This is a genomic window from Cohnella lupini (assembly GCF_003386205.1).
GTDB classification, from domain to species: domain Bacteria; phylum Bacillota; class Bacilli; order Paenibacillales; family Paenibacillaceae; genus Cohnella; species Cohnella lupini.
In genome coordinates this window covers 298,070-317,626 of sequence record NZ_QRDY01000001.1, presented here as the reverse complement: position 1 = coordinate 317,626, position 19,557 = coordinate 298,070, and the positions used below count along the sequence as shown (strand labels likewise).

The 19,557-nt window shown below is 50.0% G+C and carries 21 protein-coding genes; 1 reads left to right on the top strand and 20 read right to left on the bottom strand.

Translation table 11 applies throughout. The features are described from left to right. Positions 1-37: 37 nt before the first annotated feature. From DFP95_RS01425 to DFP95_RS01395, 7 genes are all read right to left on the bottom strand, one after another. The gene (locus DFP95_RS01425; RefSeq protein ID WP_115990779.1) at positions 38-523 is read right to left on the bottom strand and encodes a DivIVA domain-containing protein; all 486 of its coding nucleotides are present in this window, start codon (positions 521-523) and stop codon (positions 38-40) included. A gap of 83 nt (positions 524-606) precedes the next feature. Further along, positions 607-1,392: a YlmH family RNA-binding protein gene (locus tag DFP95_RS01420; RefSeq protein WP_115990778.1), complete on the bottom strand. Its 786-nt coding sequence runs from the start codon at positions 1,390-1,392 to the stop codon at positions 607-609. Between the two features lie 16 nt (positions 1,393-1,408). Beyond that, the gene (locus DFP95_RS01415; protein ID WP_115990777.1) at positions 1,409-1,675 is read right to left on the bottom strand and encodes a YggT family protein; all 267 of its coding nucleotides are present in this window, start codon (positions 1,673-1,675) and stop codon (positions 1,409-1,411) included. Between the two features lie 7 nt (positions 1,676-1,682). Beyond that, complete coding sequence (locus DFP95_RS01410; protein WP_115990776.1) at positions 1,683-2,141, bottom strand: cell division protein SepF; 459 nt, start codon at positions 2,139-2,141, stop codon at positions 1,683-1,685. A 2-nt stretch (positions 2,142-2,143) separates the two neighbouring features. After that, entirely contained in the window at positions 2,144-2,842 is a 699-nt protein-coding gene (locus tag DFP95_RS01405; RefSeq protein WP_115990775.1) for a YggS family pyridoxal phosphate-dependent enzyme, read from the bottom strand. 7 nt (positions 2,843-2,849) lie between these two features. After that, positions 2,850-3,680 (bottom strand): peptidoglycan editing factor PgeF, encoded by an 831-nt coding sequence (gene pgeF / locus DFP95_RS01400; RefSeq protein ID WP_245987280.1) that lies wholly within the window; start codon positions 3,678-3,680, stop codon positions 2,850-2,852. Between the two features lie 65 nt (positions 3,681-3,745). Continuing rightward, positions 3,746-4,024: a YlmC/YmxH family sporulation protein gene (locus DFP95_RS01395; protein ID WP_115990773.1), complete on the bottom strand. Its 279-nt coding sequence runs from the start codon at positions 4,022-4,024 to the stop codon at positions 3,746-3,748. A gap of 560 nt (positions 4,025-4,584) precedes the next feature. On the opposite strand from DFP95_RS01395, the gene DFP95_RS01385 reads away from it, so the two are divergent. Continuing rightward, positions 4,585-5,508, top strand: a complete 924-nt coding sequence (locus DFP95_RS01385) for a transposase (RefSeq protein ID WP_181907207.1) — start codon at positions 4,585-4,587, stop codon at positions 5,506-5,508. Between the two features lie 79 nt (positions 5,509-5,587). On the opposite strand, the gene DFP95_RS01380 is transcribed toward DFP95_RS01385, so the two are convergent. From DFP95_RS01380 to mraY, 13 genes are all read right to left on the bottom strand, one after another. After that, positions 5,588-5,854 carry a hypothetical protein gene (locus DFP95_RS01380; protein WP_115990770.1) on the bottom strand — a complete coding sequence of 89 codons (267 nt, stop codon included), beginning with the start codon at positions 5,852-5,854 and terminating at the stop codon, positions 5,588-5,590. A gap of 301 nt (positions 5,855-6,155) precedes the next feature. Further along, a complete protein-coding gene (sigG, locus tag DFP95_RS01375; protein WP_115990769.1) occupies positions 6,156-6,938 on the bottom strand; it encodes an RNA polymerase sporulation sigma factor SigG in 783 nt (260 codons plus the stop codon). 124 nt (positions 6,939-7,062) lie between these two features. Further along, a complete protein-coding gene (gene sigE, locus DFP95_RS01370; RefSeq protein ID WP_115990768.1) occupies positions 7,063-7,785 on the bottom strand; it encodes an RNA polymerase sporulation sigma factor SigE in 723 nt (240 codons plus the stop codon). A gap of 15 nt (positions 7,786-7,800) precedes the next feature. Beyond that, complete coding sequence (spoIIGA, locus tag DFP95_RS01365) at positions 7,801-8,799, bottom strand: sigma-E processing peptidase SpoIIGA (protein WP_115990767.1); 999 nt, start codon at positions 8,797-8,799, stop codon at positions 7,801-7,803. 157 nt (positions 8,800-8,956) lie between these two features. Next, positions 8,957-10,093: a cell division protein FtsZ gene (ftsZ, locus tag DFP95_RS01360; protein WP_115990766.1), complete on the bottom strand. Its 1,137-nt coding sequence runs from the start codon at positions 10,091-10,093 to the stop codon at positions 8,957-8,959. 52 nt (positions 10,094-10,145) lie between these two features. After that, positions 10,146-11,393 (bottom strand): cell division protein FtsA, encoded by a 1,248-nt coding sequence (gene ftsA / locus DFP95_RS01355; RefSeq protein ID WP_115990765.1) that lies wholly within the window; start codon positions 11,391-11,393, stop codon positions 10,146-10,148. 187 nt (positions 11,394-11,580) lie between these two features. Beyond that, positions 11,581-12,366 carry a cell division protein FtsQ/DivIB gene (locus DFP95_RS01350; protein WP_115990764.1) on the bottom strand — a complete coding sequence of 262 codons (786 nt, stop codon included), beginning with the start codon at positions 12,364-12,366 and terminating at the stop codon, positions 11,581-11,583. Positions 12,367-12,486: 120 nt separating this feature from the next. Continuing rightward, positions 12,487-13,761, bottom strand: coding sequence for a UDP-N-acetylglucosamine 1-carboxyvinyltransferase (gene murA, locus DFP95_RS01345; RefSeq protein ID WP_115990763.1), 1,275 nt, complete (start codon positions 13,759-13,761; stop codon positions 12,487-12,489). Between the two features lie 16 nt (positions 13,762-13,777). Beyond that, a complete protein-coding gene (gene murB / locus DFP95_RS01340; protein WP_115990762.1) occupies positions 13,778-14,683 on the bottom strand; it encodes a UDP-N-acetylmuramate dehydrogenase in 906 nt (301 codons plus the stop codon). A gap of 155 nt (positions 14,684-14,838) precedes the next feature. Then, a complete protein-coding gene (murG, locus tag DFP95_RS01335) occupies positions 14,839-15,948 on the bottom strand; it encodes an undecaprenyldiphospho-muramoylpentapeptide beta-N-acetylglucosaminyltransferase (RefSeq protein WP_115990761.1) in 1,110 nt (369 codons plus the stop codon). A gap of 5 nt (positions 15,949-15,953) precedes the next feature. Beyond that, complete coding sequence (spoVE, locus tag DFP95_RS01330) at positions 15,954-17,051, bottom strand: stage V sporulation protein E (protein ID WP_115990760.1); 1,098 nt, start codon at positions 17,049-17,051, stop codon at positions 15,954-15,956. A 45-nt stretch (positions 17,052-17,096) separates the two neighbouring features. Beyond that, positions 17,097-18,530: a UDP-N-acetylmuramoyl-L-alanine--D-glutamate ligase gene (murD, locus tag DFP95_RS01325; RefSeq protein WP_115990759.1), complete on the bottom strand. Its 1,434-nt coding sequence runs from the start codon at positions 18,528-18,530 to the stop codon at positions 17,097-17,099. A gap of 61 nt (positions 18,531-18,591) precedes the next feature. Continuing rightward, positions 18,592-19,554 carry a phospho-N-acetylmuramoyl-pentapeptide-transferase gene (gene mraY / locus DFP95_RS01320; protein ID WP_115990758.1) on the bottom strand — a complete coding sequence of 321 codons (963 nt, stop codon included), beginning with the start codon at positions 19,552-19,554 and terminating at the stop codon, positions 18,592-18,594. Positions 19,555-19,557 lie beyond the last annotated feature (3 nt).

Genomic DNA, 19,557 nt, shown 5'->3' with positions numbered 1-19,557 from the left:
GATCTTTCTTGTTCTCTTAGTTCGCCGTTCCCGACCTTTAAGCTTCGATGCCGCGAGCTTCGCGATTGTCCAGAGAGTCCCATCCGTCTTGCGTCAGAAGCTCCATTTGCGTTTCAATCAACGCGCGGAAGCGGGCACGGTAAATGGTCGCCTGTTTTTTCAATTCTTCGACTTCCAAAGCGACCTTGCGGGACTTGGAAAGCGCATCATTGATAATTCGATCGGCGTTCTTCTCCGCTTCCTTGACGATAAGCTGAGCTTCCTTCTTAGCGTTGCCCCTCAACTCGTCGGCTGCTTCCTGCGCGACGATGATCGTCTTGCTTAACGTCTCCTCGATATTCGAGAAATGGCCAAGCTTGTCCTGAGATGCCGCGACCAGGTTTTGCAACTCTTTGTTCTCGCGAATCATCGCTTCGTAATCCTTGATAATTTGATCGAGGAATTCGTTTACTTGATCTTCGTCGTATCCGCGTAACCGGCGGGAGAATTCTTTGTTATGGATGTCCAATGGAGTAAGTGGCATTGGCGCACCTCCTAAGTCATGATTTCCGTCTAGCACGTTCATTGACTGAATTCGACGAAAGCTGCGGAAATCCTTCTATTCTTTTACACAAATTTACCGATACGCACTCGAATCCTGCCGCTTTTGGATACGCCTTCGACTTCAAGCACCTTAAATCGGCCGAAACCTTTCATGGAAACGATGTCTCCCTCTTTCAATTGAAAGGAGGGATCCTCTACCGGTTTCCAGCTCACCCGGCATCTCCCGGCTTTGATCGGGGCGAGAATTTTCGTCCGGCTCAGCCGAAAGACGTCGCTGGCGACGCCGTCAAGACGCATGGAAGCGACGGAGAGCGTTTGCTCCTCGACTACGGACACGACTTCCCTAAGCTCCGACAACGGCCTAACGGAGACGGTCACGTCGACGCGGTGAGCTTGTTTCATGTGACCTATAAGGAAACCGCCGATATCGTCGGCGATTAGGGCATGGCACCCTTCCTCGCTAACGTGAAGATCGCCGATTTTATCTCTCTTGATCCCGAGTCCGAGCAACGCGCCCAAATAATCTCCGTGGTCCAAATCGGATATTCGTTTATCGTCTGATGTAATATCCAGAACTGAGATTCCCATGTCTTCATCGTCCAATGACCTGTAGTCGGGAGCGATGATTGCCCTCTGGCGCTCCGCTTGGGAGCTTCCGCCGCCTAACACCACTTGCGCATCCGGGTGACGGTTTGCCAGCGTAAATAAAATATGCGCCTGTCGCGGGTCGAGAAAATCCGTCCGCTTCGTCTCATGACGTTCGGCGGCACGTTCGACCCACTCCGAGGCGCGATCCACAAATGCTTTTTCATCCGGATGAAAATGCTCGTAAATTTCTCTGCGTGACATTATGGCACCTTCAATCTTAGAACACGATACTTAATACGGCGAGAAGCCCTCGCACGACGAAACCTAATGCGAAATACGCAACGATCGGAGATATGTCTATCATTCCTCCGATAGGAGGAATAAAACGACGGAATGGCTTTAAGTACGGTTCCACGAGTTTCCCCAGCATCTCGCCGACGAAGCTTTCTTTAACGGCTGGCAACCAAGACATGAGCACGTAAATAATGATCATGTACGAGTAGATTCTATACAATATACCGATAAATTGTTCTATTTGCTCCAACCTGGTGTCACCTCATTTTGGGGTAGTCAGCTGATTCCTCAGATAATATTTCCGTTATCGTCCCGGACACTTCCACCGAGTCCGGTGTACAGAGGAAAATATCCGGTCCAAGCTTGGAAATATTGCCTCCAAGAGCATATACCGTGCCGCTCAAGAAGTCCACGATCCGAATCGCCTGATCCCTTCTCACGCGTTGGAGATTAACGACGACGGAACGTCGCGACTTGAGTTGATCCGCGATATCCTGCGCCTCGTCGTATGAACGCGGTTCCGTTAGAACGACTCGGGCATTTTTCTGGGAATGTATGCTTACGACATTGTTCTTTCCTGATTGTTTACGCGATTCGAACGATGGGGTTTCAATTTCTTGCTCCTCGGACTCGGAAGCTATCCGTTCTCGCTCCATCTCTTGTTCATGCTCTTCCTGAAGTCCCAAATAATTCAAGAACCTATTCATAACACCCATTGTTATCCCTCCTCTGTCTCTTCTTTCCCTACCAATACGGTTCCCAAACGCACCCGGGTTGCTCCTTCTTCCACCGCAACCTCGAAATCGTTAGACATTCCCATCGATAGCTCCAGCATCGGCTCTGCCAAGATGGACATTTCATTCAAGTCGTCCCTTAACTGCCGTAGCGCCCGGAATATCGGCCTAGTCGCTTCTGGTTCGCTTTCGTAAGGAGCCATCGTCATTAAACCGACGGGTCGAATGCGATTATACTTTTGAAGTTCGATCAGGAACGGCTTAACGTCGGCCGGCTCCAAACCGTGCTTCGAAATTTCCCCAGAAACGTTCACTTGCAGAAAACAAGAAACTTGAAGATCCAGCGCTTCGGCACGGCTCTGAATGGCTTCCGCCAATGAAAGTCGATCCAGGGAATGAATATACTCGAATTTACCGACTACGTCCTTCACTTTGTTCGTTTGGAGCGAGCCTATGTAATGAAAAACGGCTTGTCCCTTCAGAGCGTCCCATTTGTCCTTTGCGTTCGGCCATCGGTTTTCCCCGATATGGGTTACCCCTTCTCGCACGGCTTCTTGCACCGTTTCCACCGTTACGTACTTGGTAACGGCGATAATCTGTATGTCTTCGCGATTTCTTCCGCTTCTCTCGCAAGCCTGCTCAAGTCGGATTTCCACGTCTCGCAGACGGTTCTTCAATGTCACGAAACGATCACCTCGATTTCCTGCCCAACCAACTCATCATCCGTCCCGCAGCCCCGTTTTCCTTGCGATGGGAAAACAAGAGGTCCGTTCGACAGCCTGTACACCATGAAGATATTTCGATGTGGCTCGGCAAAATTCCTGCTTTTATCATAAGATGTCGGTTTAAATGTTTCAAGTCCAGTCGTGCGTGCCCCTCCCTACCGGAGGGTTTGATGACGTCCGAAGCCTCTATTGTCGGATTACCCTTACGTAGTGATTCTATAATCAAACGAACTTGGCCAAGCACCTTTTCGTCCACCTCGTAACAACAACTATCGATGGAAGGTCCGATTGCGGCCAGTATATGTTCAGGTTTAGAACCGTATGAAGCTTGCATAGCAGCAATCGTATGAACGGCAATTTCAGCTACGCTCCCCTTCCATCCAGCGTGCGCAAGTCCCATGCTTTCCGTATGAGGATCGTAAAAATATAAAGGTACGCAGTCGGCGAAATACATCGCCAATAATACGTTCGGTTCGTTCGTAATCATCGCATCCGTATTCTGAATCGCGCTTAATCTGCCATCGCGCCCTCTGCCGGCATCCTCGTGTTTAACTACGTGCACGTCATGCCCATGCACTTGTTCGGCGCAGGTAAAAGCTTCGTAGTCCCAACTTAAATGTTCCGTAACTTTATTGCGATTAGCCAATACGTTCAGTGGATCATTCCCGACATGGAGCGCCGTATTCCCCGCATGCCGCGTCGTAAACCCGGCAGTAACCCCGCTCCACTCGAGCCAAGACTCCAACATTAACAATGACGACTCATCATTCTTCGCGTTCAATAGAAAAGGCTCCAAAAAATTACACCTCCGAAGCCAGTGTACCATAGGTAAGAGTCAATCGGAAGAAATGTAAGCGTCCGCTACCGGCCGGTATGCTGCTCGCCATCTTCAAGACGGTATATTTTCGAATCGTCCAATCTAACCAGAACGACATCCGTGCCGATCTTAACGATATTTCTCCAAGGAATAACGACATCGTTGCCTCCGCCGAACATTCCGAACAACCGGGTGGAAGTAGGAACCACGATGGAATCGATCCGCCCTTGACGGAGATCCAATTCCAGATCGCTGACTTGGCCCAGCTTCTTTCCGTCCACTATATTGATAACGTCCTTCGTCTGAAAATCGGATATTTTCATAACCGTTCGCCCCCAGTCCGACCAGGCATTCGTACCTATTATTAAATATATGATCCGGTCCGAAAAAATGTACAATGTAGGGCTCGTACCTCGCAATAAATTAATGGTCTATTTCGCCTCGGTCGGATTCGTTCTACATTCGCTCCTTACGCCCGCTATCCCGCTAGCTCAGAACTAAATACCCCAACCTCCTTTCTATAACCACTATCCCTTGCCTCAGAACAAGACTCCCCTTTCTCCCGCTATGGCGACTATCCCTTCGCCTCAGAACAAGCCCCCCTTTTTTCTCCGTATGGCCACTATCCCCTTGCCTCAGAACAAGACTCTTCTTTCTCCCGTTATGGCCACTATCCCTTCGCCTCAGAATAACTGTCCTCTTTTTCATCTTATCTCCATTATCCCGGTCCCTCAGAGATAACGCCCAATCCTACCCCACTTCAATGCAGTTACTCCACATGCTCAACTCGCTTATGATCTTTTTTAATAATAACGCTTGATTAATTCATACATTTTATGTAAAATAAAATAAGAACACATGTTCTATTTATGGAGGTGGGAACTTGGAGAAAACGATAAGTTTTGAGGAGTTTTGCTCTAGATACGACAACGAGGAATCATGCATCCAAGCCTTGTTTCACTCTCGTTGGCCCGATGGATTCCATTGTCCACGTTGTTCCCATCGCCACTTCTATTTAATACGTTCACGTAAACTTCCCTTGTACGAATGCCGGGATTGCCGGGCTCAAACATCCTTAATCGCCGGTACAATTATGGAAGGATCGCGGACATCCTTGCGGCTCTGGTTTCAAGCGATTTTTCTTCATGCGATGCCTCATGGTATCAGCGCCACCAGGCTCAGTTCCACAATAAATGTAACTTATAAAACTTCCTGGCTCATCTGTCATAAAATCAGACAAGCCATGATTCATTCGAATTCCCAAAAATTATTATCGGGCATAGTTCGTATTAATTGGGGCATTTACGGCCGACCTTATAACCCAACCATCTTTCGGCATCCTCAAGAACAACCTTTGCTCGTTGGCGTTTCTATGGATAACGATCAACAAATCACTCATTTGAAGATTCAAAAAATTCCCGATAATCAGCTTATATATGATCGTATCACACCCCACGCAGGTCATCTCTTCATTCGCCAACATGTTGATCCTTCGGTAACAGATTTAAGCATAGTTATTCAAAAGTTCAGCCGGCATAGAATCAGACCTTTAATTCAACTCTCTCAACGCGCCTCCTCTTGGATAAATAAGACATTCACTGGCATAGGACCTAAACACTTACAGTCCTACTTAGATCAGTTTTGTTATGGTTTCAATGCGACAATCAAACAAGGTAATTTATTTGAAAATTTGCTTAATCATTGTTCAACTACTCCTGTTTTACAATACCCGGTTCTAATTCGTCGCGAGGACAACTCGGCTCATCTTAAACGCGACTATTTTGACTCGCTGTTGAAAACAGGCTGATCGAGTATAGATGCTGATTTTGATTACACATTAAAGATTTCAAAAATCCTACTTAAATCGTTGTTTAGTTCTGCTGTGGCTACCCATCTTTGGTTTGTACTTTGGTTTGTACTTTGGTTTGTACTTTGGTTTGTACTTTGGTTTGTACTTTGGTTTGTACTTTGGTTTGTACTTTGGTTTGTACTTTGGTTTGTACTTTGGTTTGTACTTTGGTTTGTACTTTGGTTTGTACTTTGGTTTTTGCTTTCACTTTGCTTTGATTATTGCTTTGGTTATTGCTTGGTATTGCTTTGGTTTTTGCTTTGGTATTGCTTTGGTATTGCTCCGGATATATTGGCTGTTGCATTTTGGTGCGATTGCGACTCTTGCTTTGGTCGTAGCATTTAGGTTATTTCCTAGGAAGTAATATCTGCCCTTTGCTTTTAGCTTTGTAATGGGATCATACCTAGGGGTAATAGCTGTTACTGTTAGACCACTTTCTGAGCGAAGGGGATAGTGGACATAAGGGGGGAAAAGGACATTGCGGATTAATGAATGATATGCGGTCTAAGAAATTCCTACCTGAGACGACGGGATAATGGATATAAAGGATTCCAACGAAAAAGGATGAAGCATATGCCCCATCCTTTCGCAAAGAAAGCTGCTTTTTAAGTTTTTACGTGCTTTTGCATTTGCTGGATCGCGGATTTCTCGAGACGAGATACTTGAGCCTGGGAGATGCCGATCTCGTCGGCGACTTCCATCTGGGTTTTTCCTTCGAAGAAACGCATGGACAGAATCATTTTCTCGCGATCATTGAGTTTTCTCATCGCTTCGCGAAGTGCAATTTCCTCTATCCATTGAGCATCTTTGTTGCGCTCGTCGCTGATCTGATCCATGACGAAGATCGGGTCTCCGCCGTCGTGATAGATCGGCTCGAACAAGGATACCGGGTCCTGAATCGCGTCCAAAGCGAATACGATATCTTCCTTGGGTACGTTAAGAACCTGCGAAATTTCCAGTATTGTCGGCTCGCGAGAATGTTGATTCGTTAACTGGTCTCTGACCTGCAACGCTTTATAAGCGATATCTCGCAAGCTACGCGACACGCGAATCGGATTGTTATCTCTCAGATAACGACGGATTTCCCCGATGATCATCGGAACGGCATAGGTCGAAAATCTAACGTTCTGGCCTAGATCAAAGTTGTCGATCGCTTTCATCAACCCAATGCAACCGACTTGAAATAAATCATCGACGAATTCTCCTCGGTTATTAAACCGTTGGATCACGCTCAGCACCAGTCGCAGGTTACCGTTTACTAATTTTTCCCTGGCGGTGATCTCTCCTCGGGTTTGTAGAGCAAGAAATAGTTCCCTCATTTCGGCATTGGTTAGAACGGGCAGCTTTGAGGTGTCCACTCCACAAATCTCCACTTTGTTGCGGGTCAAGGCAATTCCTCCCGGGGAGCAGCATTAATGTAAAGTATCTCCGGGAAGGGGGTTTTTATTCCGCTATTTGAGACTTATGGCAGTCTCGGCAAAAGTATGAAATGCGCGAATTTTCTCTCAACTTCTAAACCATTTTATTGAATTCCTTGCGCAGCCGCTTAATTATGCGTTTTTCTAGCCTTGAGATATACGATTGGGATATTCCTAAAAGGTCAGCAACATCCTTCTGAGTTTTTTCTTCGCCGTCCGCAAGACCAAAACGTAATTCCATAATCGTTCGTTCCCTCTCGCTAAGCTTATCCAAAGCCTTGTGTAGAAGTTTCCTGTCTACTTGCTCTTCGATGTTACGGTAAATCGTATCATTCTCCGTTCCCAGAACATCGGATAGCAACAATTCATTTCCGTCCCAATCGATATTCAAAGGCTCATCGAAAGAAACTTCCGTCCTCGTCTTGCTGTTCCGACGCAAGTACATCAAAATCTCATTCTCGATACAGCGTGAAGCGTAAGTTGCTAATTTGATCTTCTTATCTGGATCAAATGTATTTACGGCTTTAATAAGTCCGATGGCTCCGATAGATACAAGGTCTTCGATATGAATTCCCGTGTTCTCGAATTTTCGAGCGATATAAACGACTAACCGCAGATTACGCTCAATGAGCATCGCACGGATCGCGGCATCTCCCGTAGATAACCTTTCCAGTAAATATTCTTCTTCTTCCCGGCTAAGCGGTGGAGGCAATGCTTCGCTGCCTCCGATGTAGTAAACTTCCTCGCTCTTCCAACCAAACCAAAATAACAGGCGATAAAGCGATAATTGGGACCTTAATCTCAAGTTCACGAACATTTCTGCTACCTCCTGTCACGCAGGTTGAGATGGAGCCGATGACGCAGCATCGGCAAGAGCCATGTCCGGATGGACGATGGCGCGGTAAGTTCCTTCGGATGACAAAGTGCCTCCATCTAAACCAATAAGTACCCGGTTCACCTGAAGAGGGGGATGTCCTTCCTTAGACAATAAGACAGCATCCGGCTTTACGGCCAGCATAAGACGGGTATTTCCGTTAACTCCGCGATATGGAACGAGTCGAAGTCGATCTGCCCACGGATACTGTTCCATAGATTGGTTAGCCATTTCCGATAAGAGTTGATCCGGAGCTACTTCCTTAAGCCGGTCGCACCATCCTGCAGGCAGTTCCTCTCTCCAAATGCTCGCCTCCATGATCATGACTGGAATTCGGGTTAAAGGGTCGTAAAGCCGGTTTCCCGTATCCAGGAGAGCTCTCATCTTCCAACTGCCATCAGCTAGCTTGATTTCGATTTCCCAAAAAAGCTGTTCTAATTCCTGACGCTTTTTACGGGTCTCTGACGAACTGCGGAATAACCAAACCGATAAAAGAAAAGTAACGATAAACATTCCGAGCTGCATCTGCCACTTCAAGATCAAACCCCCGTCCGGGGTAAACGACATACCGCCCCATGGAGAATCCGCGGATTGCAGGAGGAAGGATAGACCGATAACCCCGCCTAGCGTAGCGAAATTGACCAGATAAAAAGCGCAGAAATTGCGCGCAAGCTGCAACGGCCCCCCATAACCGAAAGTGAGTAACACCATAAATAAAGAAATCATTACTTTGACGCCGAAGGAATACAAGTAAGGAATATGGGCCCAGAACATTACTGCCGCATACAACGCACCCAATATAGCCCCAGAGAACAATCGGGTCCGGGTTGGCCGAAGATGACGTACTTTAGCCGTCGCCAGAAGTACTGTTCCGTCTACAGCTAGATTGTTAAAAAAGACTAAATCCACATAAACGGTCATGGGAAGCCCCCATCCAATATCCCCGGAATCATTCATTTATGAACCTGCCGGGATGGATGAACCAAGTATAATCGCTTTCAAATTCGGTGTCTGTCTAATCTTGCCGGCCTTCAAGGCCTTTTTTTGTCGATAAAAAAACTCCGGTCCACAAATGTGGAAGCCGGAGCTTTAGTAGAACGTTATTTAATAGAGATTAGCGGTCTCCGCGAGGACGGTTCCGTAAAAATGCCGGAATATCCAACTGATCGCTAGACAAGCTCTGATTACCGAACGGTCTAAGGTTTCCCGTTTGACGCGTCTCGTTAGCGTTAGTAGTAGTTTCAGTTATAGGCTGAACTTGGGGATTAGCGGGAGCAGCAGGACGACGAGAAGGACCTTTGTGCTCGAATCCCGTAGCGATTACGGTCACTTTAATCTCGTCTTTCAAATTATCGTCGATGATAGCCCCGAAAATCATATTCACTTCCGGATCCGATGCTGAAATAACGATTTCCGCAGCTTCGTTGACTTCATACAAGGATAAGTTGGAGCCGCCCGTAATATTCATGATGACGCCGCGCGCGCCTTCTATTGAAGTTTCTAGCAACGGACTCATAATTGCTTTGCGAGCAGCTTCCATTGCACGATTCTCGCCCGATGCCATTCCGATTCCCATCAAGGCAGAACCGCGTTCCGACATAATAGTCTTAACGTCCGCGAAGTCAAGGTTAATCAATCCCGGTACGGCGATAAGATCGGAAATGCCTTGTACGGCTTGACGCAGAACATTATCAGCTTCGCGAAAAGCTTCAAGCATAGGCGTTTTCTTATCAACGATCTCCAACAGTCGATCATTGGGGATGACGATAAGAGTATCCACTTTTTCTTTTAAGGCTTCAATACCCAGTTCCGCTTGCGCAGACCGTTTGCGTCCTTCGAACGTAAAGGGACGAGTGACTACGCCAACGGTCAATGCTCCGCATTCTTTTGCCAGTTCTGCGATTACGGGAGCAGCGCCTGTTCCAGTACCGCCGCCCATTCCCGCCGTCACGAATACCATATCCGCCGAACGAAGAGTATTCGTAATAAATTCGCGAGACTCTTCGGCAGCTTTTTTACCCACATCCGGGTTAGCACCGGCTCCCAGACCTCTGGTAAGCTTATCCCCGATTTGCAGCTTCTGTTCGGATTTCGTTAAATGCAATGCTTGCGCATCCGTGTTAACGGTAATAAATTCGACGCCTTTAACACCGTTCTCGATCATGCGGTTTACAGCATTGCTGCCGCCGCCACCGACTCCGATGACTTTGATTTTTGCGAGTGGTTCCATTTCAAAATCAAACTCCAACATAATTTGCTAACTCCTCCTTGCTTCGCTTGAATGGTTCCTTGTAAGCGGCGGCTTAGATAAATTCCTTGAACATGTTTTTGAACCATTCAACAATGCCAGGCTTGGACCCTGTAGTTGCGCCTCCCGAAACTTTCGCTTTCGGGGTGCGCTTGGTTCCAACCGCGCCGCGTGTTCGAACATATTTCGTTACATACTGGATCATACCGACGCCGCTGCTGAAAGAAGGATCCCTAACGCCTATATAATCCGGCACAGCGATTCTCACATTGGATTCCAGTTCAATCTGCGCCAACGGAAGCACGCTAGGCAATGAGACGGAACCGCCAGTCAGCACATATCCGTTAATTTTGTCTTGGTAACCCAGTCTTTTCACTTCTTGCCGGATCATCTGGAAAATCTCTTGCATGCGGGGCTCGATTATGTTCGACAGATCCAATTGGGAGAATTCTTTCTCCATATTGCTTCCGACTCTCATAACCTTGAACTTCTGATCCTCCGCGGCATCCTCGGTACGGGCGCACCCATACTTGAGCTTGATCTTCTCCGCGTGCTCCGTTTGGGTTTTGAGTCCGTAACAAATATCGCTTGTCACATAATCTCCGCCGATCGGAAGCGTCGAAACGGCCGCGAGGCTTCCGCCTTCGAAGATGGCAAGTGTCGTAGAGCCCGCGCCGATATCGGCAAGGACCGTACCCATTTGCTTCTCGTCTTTGGTTAAAGCCATCATGCCCGATGCCAGAGACATCAAGATAAGGCCGGAAATACGCAGACCTGCTTTCTCTACGCATCTCATCAAGTTATGTACCGCTGCTTTGGTTCCTGTAATAATCGTGCATTCGACTTCGAGACGAACGCCAATCATGCCGCGCGGATCTTGAATATCCGCCAGCCCGTCAACTAAAAACTGCTTGGGAACAAGTCCAATGATTTCCCGTTCAGGCGGTAAGGCAACCACTTTCGCAGCTTGCAAAACACGTTCGATATCTTCTTCGCCAATCTCCCGATCTTCATTGGAAACGGCGACGACTCCGTGATTACTCTGCAATGCGATATGATTGCCGGAAATCCCGACGTAAACCTCGCTAATTCCAATACCGACCATGCGTTCCGCATGATCGACGGCATTACGAATGGACTGCACGGTTTGGTCAATATCTACAATGGCGCCTTTGCGGATTCCATCGGAATCTGCAGATCCTACACCAATGATGTTAATGGCCCCGTTGCTGATCTCCCCGATAATCACCCGAATTTTCGATGTTCCAATATCCAGGCTGACGATGAGGTCATTGTTGCTCAACCGGTGGCACCTCCCGTAGATCGATGAAAGTGGCTGCGTACAAGGGATGCTTCTTCTACTTATTCCACATCCACGAGGTTTTCCCTCTTTTTTCTACAATTTTTTTAGTTGCTCATAAAGGATGTTCGAAGGCAACTAAATCTATTACCCATTCCACCCATAAATGAAATTCTAGCATTCTTTTTGTTTATTGAGTAGAGTCCTTTTCCTTAACTTTATCGGCTTCCCGCGCCGCGTCTGTAACATTTTCTGCCGAATACGGCAAATAAGTGTCCACTTCCAACATAATTATCTTTCCTGGCTCCCGATTTTGCACGATATCGCTTAGAAATGGGATTTTTTCCGCCAGCAATTGCACCGTCGTGACGACTTCAAACCGCGATCGTGTGAAAAGTTTAATTCTATTCGGATAAGAAATAGACGGATCCGGATGGATTTCGGATAAATCTGCCAGAAGATATGGCGGCAAGCCGCTCAAAGCGCGGCAAAGAGCGACTAAATTAGGATCATCGGGCTTCCAGTTAGATAGAATCGGCTTGTCGACGGGGTCTCCTTCAGGTATCGGCAAAGTTAATCCATTCGATAGCGTTGCTAGCATCCGTCCGTCTTCGGCCAGTTGTACGGCGACTTGCGGATACTCCTTCACTTGCACGCTAAGCAAGCCCGGAAATTTCTTGACGATCTTAACGCTTTCGAGCGGTTTAAGATTGCCCATTCTCTTCGTGAGCTTCCCGATGCTAGGAACGAAGAATGAATCCCCCGGAGCTACTCCAAGCTCTTTCAACACTTCCTCTTTGCTTAAGTAATTCATCCCCGTCACCTCGATATCCGATATTTCGGACAAAGGGGAACGGAAGAACAACACGATAAGCACAATCGCGAAAAGCGCGATCAATAATCTCAGAATCTTTTTCCCGCGGCGAGTCTTAGGCATTACTGCCTCGCGTTTCAACGCGGGGATTCGTTCGGTCATTCCGCCTCCCCCTTCCTTCCATATCTTCGGTATCTGAAAGTTTTCGGCGAGCTTGTCCCATATTCATCATAAAAATCCCCCGCGCGGAAGAAGGCTTCTGCGGCGGGGAACGCTTCACCATTAACTGTAAACCTTGCTTTTGTGAACTTCGCGGATGATGTTGCCGCCAATCTGCCGGAACATCTCTTCTATCCGATCGTAGCCGCGGTCGATATGATGGACCTGCTCGACTACGGTACGGCCCTGTGCCGCCAAACCCGCAATTACGAGCGCGGCCCCGGCCCGCAAATCGGTCGCTTCAACCGTCGCTCCATATAGCTGAGGCACTCCGCGGATAAACGCGTTGTTTAAATCAACCCGAATGTCGGCCCCCATGCGGCACAATTCGTCCACATGCTTAAATCGACCTTCGAATATCGTTTCCTTCATCACGCTTACACCGTCCGCCAAAGCTAGCAAAGTCATGACTTGCGCCTGAAGGTCGGTAGGAAAAGCAGGATAAGGCGAGGTTACGATGCGATCAACCGCAGTAGGGCGCTTGAATGCACCGACTCTCATTATATCATTGCCGACCTCGATTTGAACACCTGCACGGCGAAGGACGTGGATAAGCGAAGTAAGTTGGCCTGGCTGCGTATTCTCGAGAGTGACTTCTCCTCGCGTAGCCGCGGCAGCGACCATCACGGTACCGGTTACGATCCGGTCGGGAATCACTTCGAAATCGCAGCCGTACAGGGAGTCCACGCCATCGATCGTTAGCGTATCCGTACCTGCCCCCGTAACTCGCGCGCCCATTTGATTCAGGAATTGTTGCAGATCCAATATTTCAGGTTCCCTGGCAGCACCGATAATCGTTGTTCTACCCTGAGCCAGAACGGCCGCCATCATAATGTTCTCCGTGGCGCCGACGCTTGGAAAATCCAAGCTGATCTCGGCCCCTTTAAGCCTGCGGGCGGAACAGACGATTCTGCTGCCCTTCTCTTCTATTTTCGCACCGAGAGCCGCAAGACCTCGCAAATGCAAGTCTATCTTTCTTTCACCGATGGCGCATCCTCCAGGCTGATAGAGCTGCACTTCTCCGAAACGAGCGAGAAGCGGCCCCATCAAGAACACCGAAGAACGCATTTTACGCATCAGCGTCTCCGGAATGTGAGAGGATGTCGCGATTGCCGTTTCAACGGTCACCACCGTATCCTGATGCCGGGCTTTGCACCCGAGATCCCGCAAAATGTCCAGCATGACTTCGATGTCCAGCAGCCGGGGCACGTTGCGGATCGTCACTGTTCCTTCCGCGAGCAAGCTAGCGGCCAAAATCGGCAAAGCGGCATTTTTGGCTCCGTGGATACGAATGGTGCCCGAAAGCGGGTGCCCGCCTTCAATCACCAAATTGTCCAAGGGTTTCACCTCCGGGTTACCGCTCACCCAACAAGAGTACCTCAGGTACGAGTAGGACTCCATTTGTTCGTTCGATTGTAAGCTGAACTCGTTGCATGAGGGTGAGCACGTCCTCAGCACTGGCGCCGCCTTGATTGACGATAAAGTTGGCATGCACTTGGGAAATTTCAGCCGCTCCTTCTCGCAACCCCTTCAATCCGGCCGCTTCGATCAGCCTAGCGGCATGATCGTTCGGGGGATTACGGAAAACACTTCCCGCGGTCGCGCTCTGCAACGGTTGGGTCCGACGTCGGCGATCTTTGTAAGAAGCCATCGCCGCGGCGATCTCCTTGCGGTCTCCGACAGCGAGACGGAAAGCCGCGCCGGTAACGATTCCCCGCCGTTCGTGCAGAATAGAATGGCGATACGAGAATTGCATCTCTTCATTCCCAAATACGGCCCGACTTCCGTCTTCCCAGACGATGTCGGCTGACTGTAAGATACGCGAAATGTCCGAACTATGGGCACCGGCATTCATGTATACGGCTCCGCCTACCGTTCCGGGGATTCCTCCCGCGAATTCCAGACCGGTAAGCCCTTCTTTGCCCGTCATGACCGACAGCTTGATGAACGAATACGATGCGCCTGCCGACACCGTTTCGTCTTCAAATCGTACATTATCGAAACCGTCGCCCAACCTAATGACGGCTCCTCTTACCCCTTTATCGGACACCAGAGTATTGGACCCTCTGCCTAACACGCACCACGGAATGCCATGGCGATGCAAAAGCTGCAAAGCCGTTGCGAGCTCCTCTTCGGTTCCCGGGATGATAAAAATGTCCGCGGGACCCCCGATTTTCCAAGTCGTGTATCCGGCAAGCGGTTCGTTCATCCGCACGATGCCGACTTTCGCTTGTTCCAGCTCAGCGACTAACTTATGCATGGCGTTATCCTCCTTACAAGTCCTTCAGGGCTGCACGTTACCGTCGTTACCGTTGCCTTCGTGTTCAGCAGTCACGATCACGCTGTATCTTATGACGACTGGGCGGGGGTGGTGACAAACGCCTAATTGCAAGCCGCTCGCGAAAGACGAGATAATTATCTTTTTCGTATTATTCTGATGATTTGATTATAGATCGTACCTGCCGCGTTGGGCATTCCTAACCCGCGCGAGGCTTGCGCCATGGACTTTCTCTGCGCGGCTTCGCCCATGATGTCGCTGATCGCGCCGAAGAGCACTTCGCCCGTTAAGTCGCGCTCCAAGATCATCTTCGCGGCGCCCGCGTCCATTAGACTCCTTGCGTTCGCTTCTTGATGGTTATTCGTCACGTTAGGCGAAGGAATAAGAATAGAAGGAATGCCAAGCGCGGTAATCTCCGCCAAGAACGAAGCTCCCGCCCGTCCGATGAATAACGTGGTCGCGGCCAGAACCTCGGGCATGTTGTGAAGATAAGGATACACATGAACGTTGTGGCGCCCTTCCGGAAGCAGCTTCTTGATCGCCGCTTCCGTAGTTTGATAGAATCTCTCGCCGGTTACGAATACGAAATGAGCGTTCGGCAACTTACCTAGCAACGGTACCATCCGTTCGATGGCGTCGTTAAGAGCCTTAGCTCCTCCGCTGCCTCCCACTGTGAGCACGAACGGCGTTTCCGCCGGCAGCCCCAGCGATTCGAAGCCCTTGCTTCTATTCGCCTGAAGGACTCTCGTCGCGCATGGATTGCCCGCGTACACAACGTCGGGGCATTTATTGAATAGAGCCGCGGATTCCGCGAAGCTAACGGCTACGCCGTCCACATAGCGGCTAAGAAATTTATTGGTAAGACCCGGAATCACGTTCTGTTCGTGTATTAGCGTGGGAATGCCGAGCTTGGATGCGGCATAGACGACGGGTCCGCATACGTATCCCCCCGTTCCGACGACGATATCCGGCTTGAATTTTCTAAGTAATTGTTTGGAGCGGCGCACGCCTTGTACGAAACGCATTACGGTCCGGACATTATCCCAGGATAGTGAACGCCGGAAACCGGTGATCGTAATGTCTTCGAACGCGATGCCTTGCTCCGGAACGATTCGGCTCTCCAATCCGCGGGTCGTTCCGATATAGAGCAAAGCCGATCCGGGCTGTTTTTCCGCTACTTCACGGCCAATGGCCAGCGCGGGGTATATGTGCCCCCCCGTACCTCCTCCGGTTAACACGACACGCATGAACGTCACCTCGAATAACGGGATAAATTAAGTAAAATACCAAGAGCGGTAAGCAATAGGGTCAACGATGAGCCTCCATAGCTCACGAGCGGCAATGTTACTCCGGTAACAGGTAACAAGCCGATAACGACGCCGATATTAATCAGCACCTGTACGGCGAAGATGCCGACGATTCCGGTGGCAAGCAGGCTGCCGAACGGATCGGTGAGAGTAATCGCAGTTCTCATGCCTCTCCATATGAGCAGCAAGAATAAGAGTATAAGCAGGGAACCCCCGATAAATCCGAGCTCCTCGGCTAAAATAGAAAAAATGAAATCGGTTTGCGGTTCCGGCAAATAATTATATTTCTGGCGACTCATTCCGAGACCGAGACCGACAAGCCCTCCTGGTCCGATCGCATAGAGCGATTGTATAGACTGATATCCCGCTCCTAGCGGATCCTGCCACGGATCGAGAAAAGCCGTTATTCTCAGTAGGCGATAAGGCGCAGCGGCTATAAGACCTACTAATCCTAACACGCCTAGCAACGCCAATCCACCTAAATGGGCGAGTTTGGCTCCGGCTACGTAAATCGCGAGCAAGCACGCGCCTATCATAACGGTTCCCGTCCCTAAATCCGGTTGCAGCATAATCAAGGCGAATGCGGCTCCGATAATTCCGAGAGGCGGAAGCAAACCTTTCGAAAATTGAGTGATTTGATTCTGTCTCTCCGAAAGCAGCTTGGCTATGAACAAAACCATTGCCAGCTTCATAAATTCGGATGGCTGAATGCCGAAGGAGCCGATGCCGAGCCAGCTTCGGGCACCGCCGCGAACGACGCCGAGTCCCGGAACGAGCACGATTATCAGCATGCCGAAGCAAACGAGCAACGCAGGCACCGCCCATTTGCGCCAGAACGTATACTCTACGTTCATAGTTACGAACATAGCGGCTACGCCTAGCAAGGCGAATATCAGCTGCCGCTTCACATAGTAATAGGAATCCCCGTAATCATGGAAAGCCGCAACGGCACTAGCGCTATACACCATCACTATACCAATGGCCAATATGCCAAGCGTAGCGGCGATCATCCATGCATCGGGAACGGAACGGGATTTGGCCATGAACCGGACACCTCGCGGTTTGTAAAAGTGGGGACGAGCCCCCTTCTACAACGTATGCGCCGATTGCTTAAAAATGCGACCCCTTACCTCATAAGAAGCGAACATGTCCCAACTGGCGCATGCGGGAGACAAAAGCACGATATCTCCCGGCGCAGCCATGGCGGCGGCTTCCTCTACGGCTCGGCGAAGCGTTTGCTCGGCGTCCTCTACAGGTTCGACGATTTTCACGCTTGCTAAACCGGAAAGCGCGGCGACGCGGCCGAACTTCTCCCGCGTTTCCCCGATTGCGGCCAAACCTTTAAGCCTATCTCGAAAAACAGGCAATAGCTCCATGTAATCAGACCCGCGGTCCAATCCGCCCGCGATAAGTATCAATGGCGCCGGCAAGGAGAGAATCGACATCGTCGTCGCCATCGGATTCGTCGCTTTGGAGTCGTTGTAGAATTTAACGCCTCCGAACGTTCCGACGAATTCCAAACGGTGCTCCACTCCGCGGAAATCCCGCAACGGCTCGATTAGACTATCCGGGCGCGCGCCTGCGGCGAGAGCGATCGCGATCGCGGCCAATGCGTTCGCGACATTGTGGCGACCTGGAATGCCTATCTCATCGGCTCGAATAATCCGTTGATCCGGCTTCCCCTCGACGCGATGAATAATCCATCGCTCCAGAACAGGTTCGCCCTCGGCGGGCTTGATATCCGGATACGGAGGATCCACGAACACGCCTTGCGCCAATTGCCGGGTAACGGAGAAGGGCATTTTCATTCCCTTGAAGCTCTCCGCCAACCTGCGGCAAGTTTCGTCATCCTCGTTATAGATCGCTACGTCTTCTGAAGTCTGATTGTCGAACAATTTCACCTTGGAGCCGACATAATCCTCCATCGTTCCATGGTAATCCAGATGGGTCTCGGCCAAGTTAAGCAAACACGCTATGCGCGGACGAAATTCGGACGTCCCTTTCAACTGGAAGCTGCTCAGCTCGGCAACCAGCCAACCGTCGGCGGAAATCTCCGCAGCCGCTTCGCTTAACGGACGCCCGATATTGCCCGCTACTAGCGGCTTAAGCCCTGCAGCTTCCAACAGCGCTCCCGTCAACGTCGTCGTGGTCGTCTTGCCGTTGGATCCCGTTATGCCGATGATCGGCGCCGGGGAAAGTTGCCCCGCGACCTCCACCTCGCTTACCACTTCAACGCCAAGCTTCTGGGCGGCGACGATCGGAGGCGCCGAATACGGGATTCCCGGATTTTTGACCAGCAATGCGGTTTCGCCCGTGACTAGCCCGTCAGGATGATGTCCGCACACAACAGAAATGCCCAAAGCCGTCAGTTCATCGGCTTCAGGGCACTGTTCGCGCTCTTTTTTGTCATTGACGACCACGTCCGCTCCGACGCCGTGAAACAACTTGGCTGCGGCTACGCCGCTCCTCGCCAAGCCGAGTACGACAACATGCCGTCCCCGATAGGATTCCAGTTGCATCATCTCGTATAGCCCCTTTTTCGAAACGGCATCGCGCAACGATATCGTTGCGCGTTAGCCGCGCTTAACTTACTTTGAACAATAATAGTCCCGCCCCGGCAAGCACTAAACCGGCAAACCAGAAAGTAGTGACGACTCGCCATTCCGACCAGCCCGACAATTCGAAGTGATGGTGGATCGGACTCATCTTGAAAACCCTCTTGCCTCGCGTCTTGAACGATGCGACCTGAATGATCACGGAAAGCATTTCGATGACGAACACTCCGCCGATGATAATGAGCAGCAGCTCCGTCTTCGTTAGGATCGCGACGGCCGCGATTCCGCCTCCGAGTCCAAGCGACCCCGTATCGCCCATGAAAATTTTTGCTGGATGCGCGTTGTAGACCAGGAAACCTAATACAGCGCCTACTACCGCCGCGCTGAATACGGCGGATTGCGGCTGCGTCGCCTCGAGCGCGATGATCGTGAAGGCTCCGAAAGCCAAGGCGCTTGTCCCGGACAACAACCCGTCCAGTCCGTCCGTAAAATTTACCGCGTTCGTGGAGCCCAGAAACATGACGACGACCAGCAAGTAATAAGACCAGCCCAGATCGATCGACCAATCGGTCCCCGGAACGCCTAATACCGTACTGTGGTCCATCTTGTATAAGATATAACAGAAAATAGCGGAAAACAGCAATTGACCGAAAAGCTTCTGCTTGGCCGTCAATCCTAGCGAGCGTTTGAATACGATCTTAATATAATCGTCGAGGAATCCAACCATTCCGAACCCCAAACACGCGGTTAGCAAAGCCCAATATTCCAGTCCTTGATCGGCGAATTTCAAGTATGCCAACGTCAGCGCGGCCAAAATAATAATGCCGCCCATCGTCGGGGTTCCCGTCTTCTTCAAATGGGATTCAGGGCCGTCGACCCGTACTTGCTGTCCGAACTTAAGCCTTCGAAGCAATGGAATGAAGAGGGGGCCGAATAAAACCGATAGTACGAATGAAACGCCTAATGTCCAAAAAATCGATGTATAATCCATTCC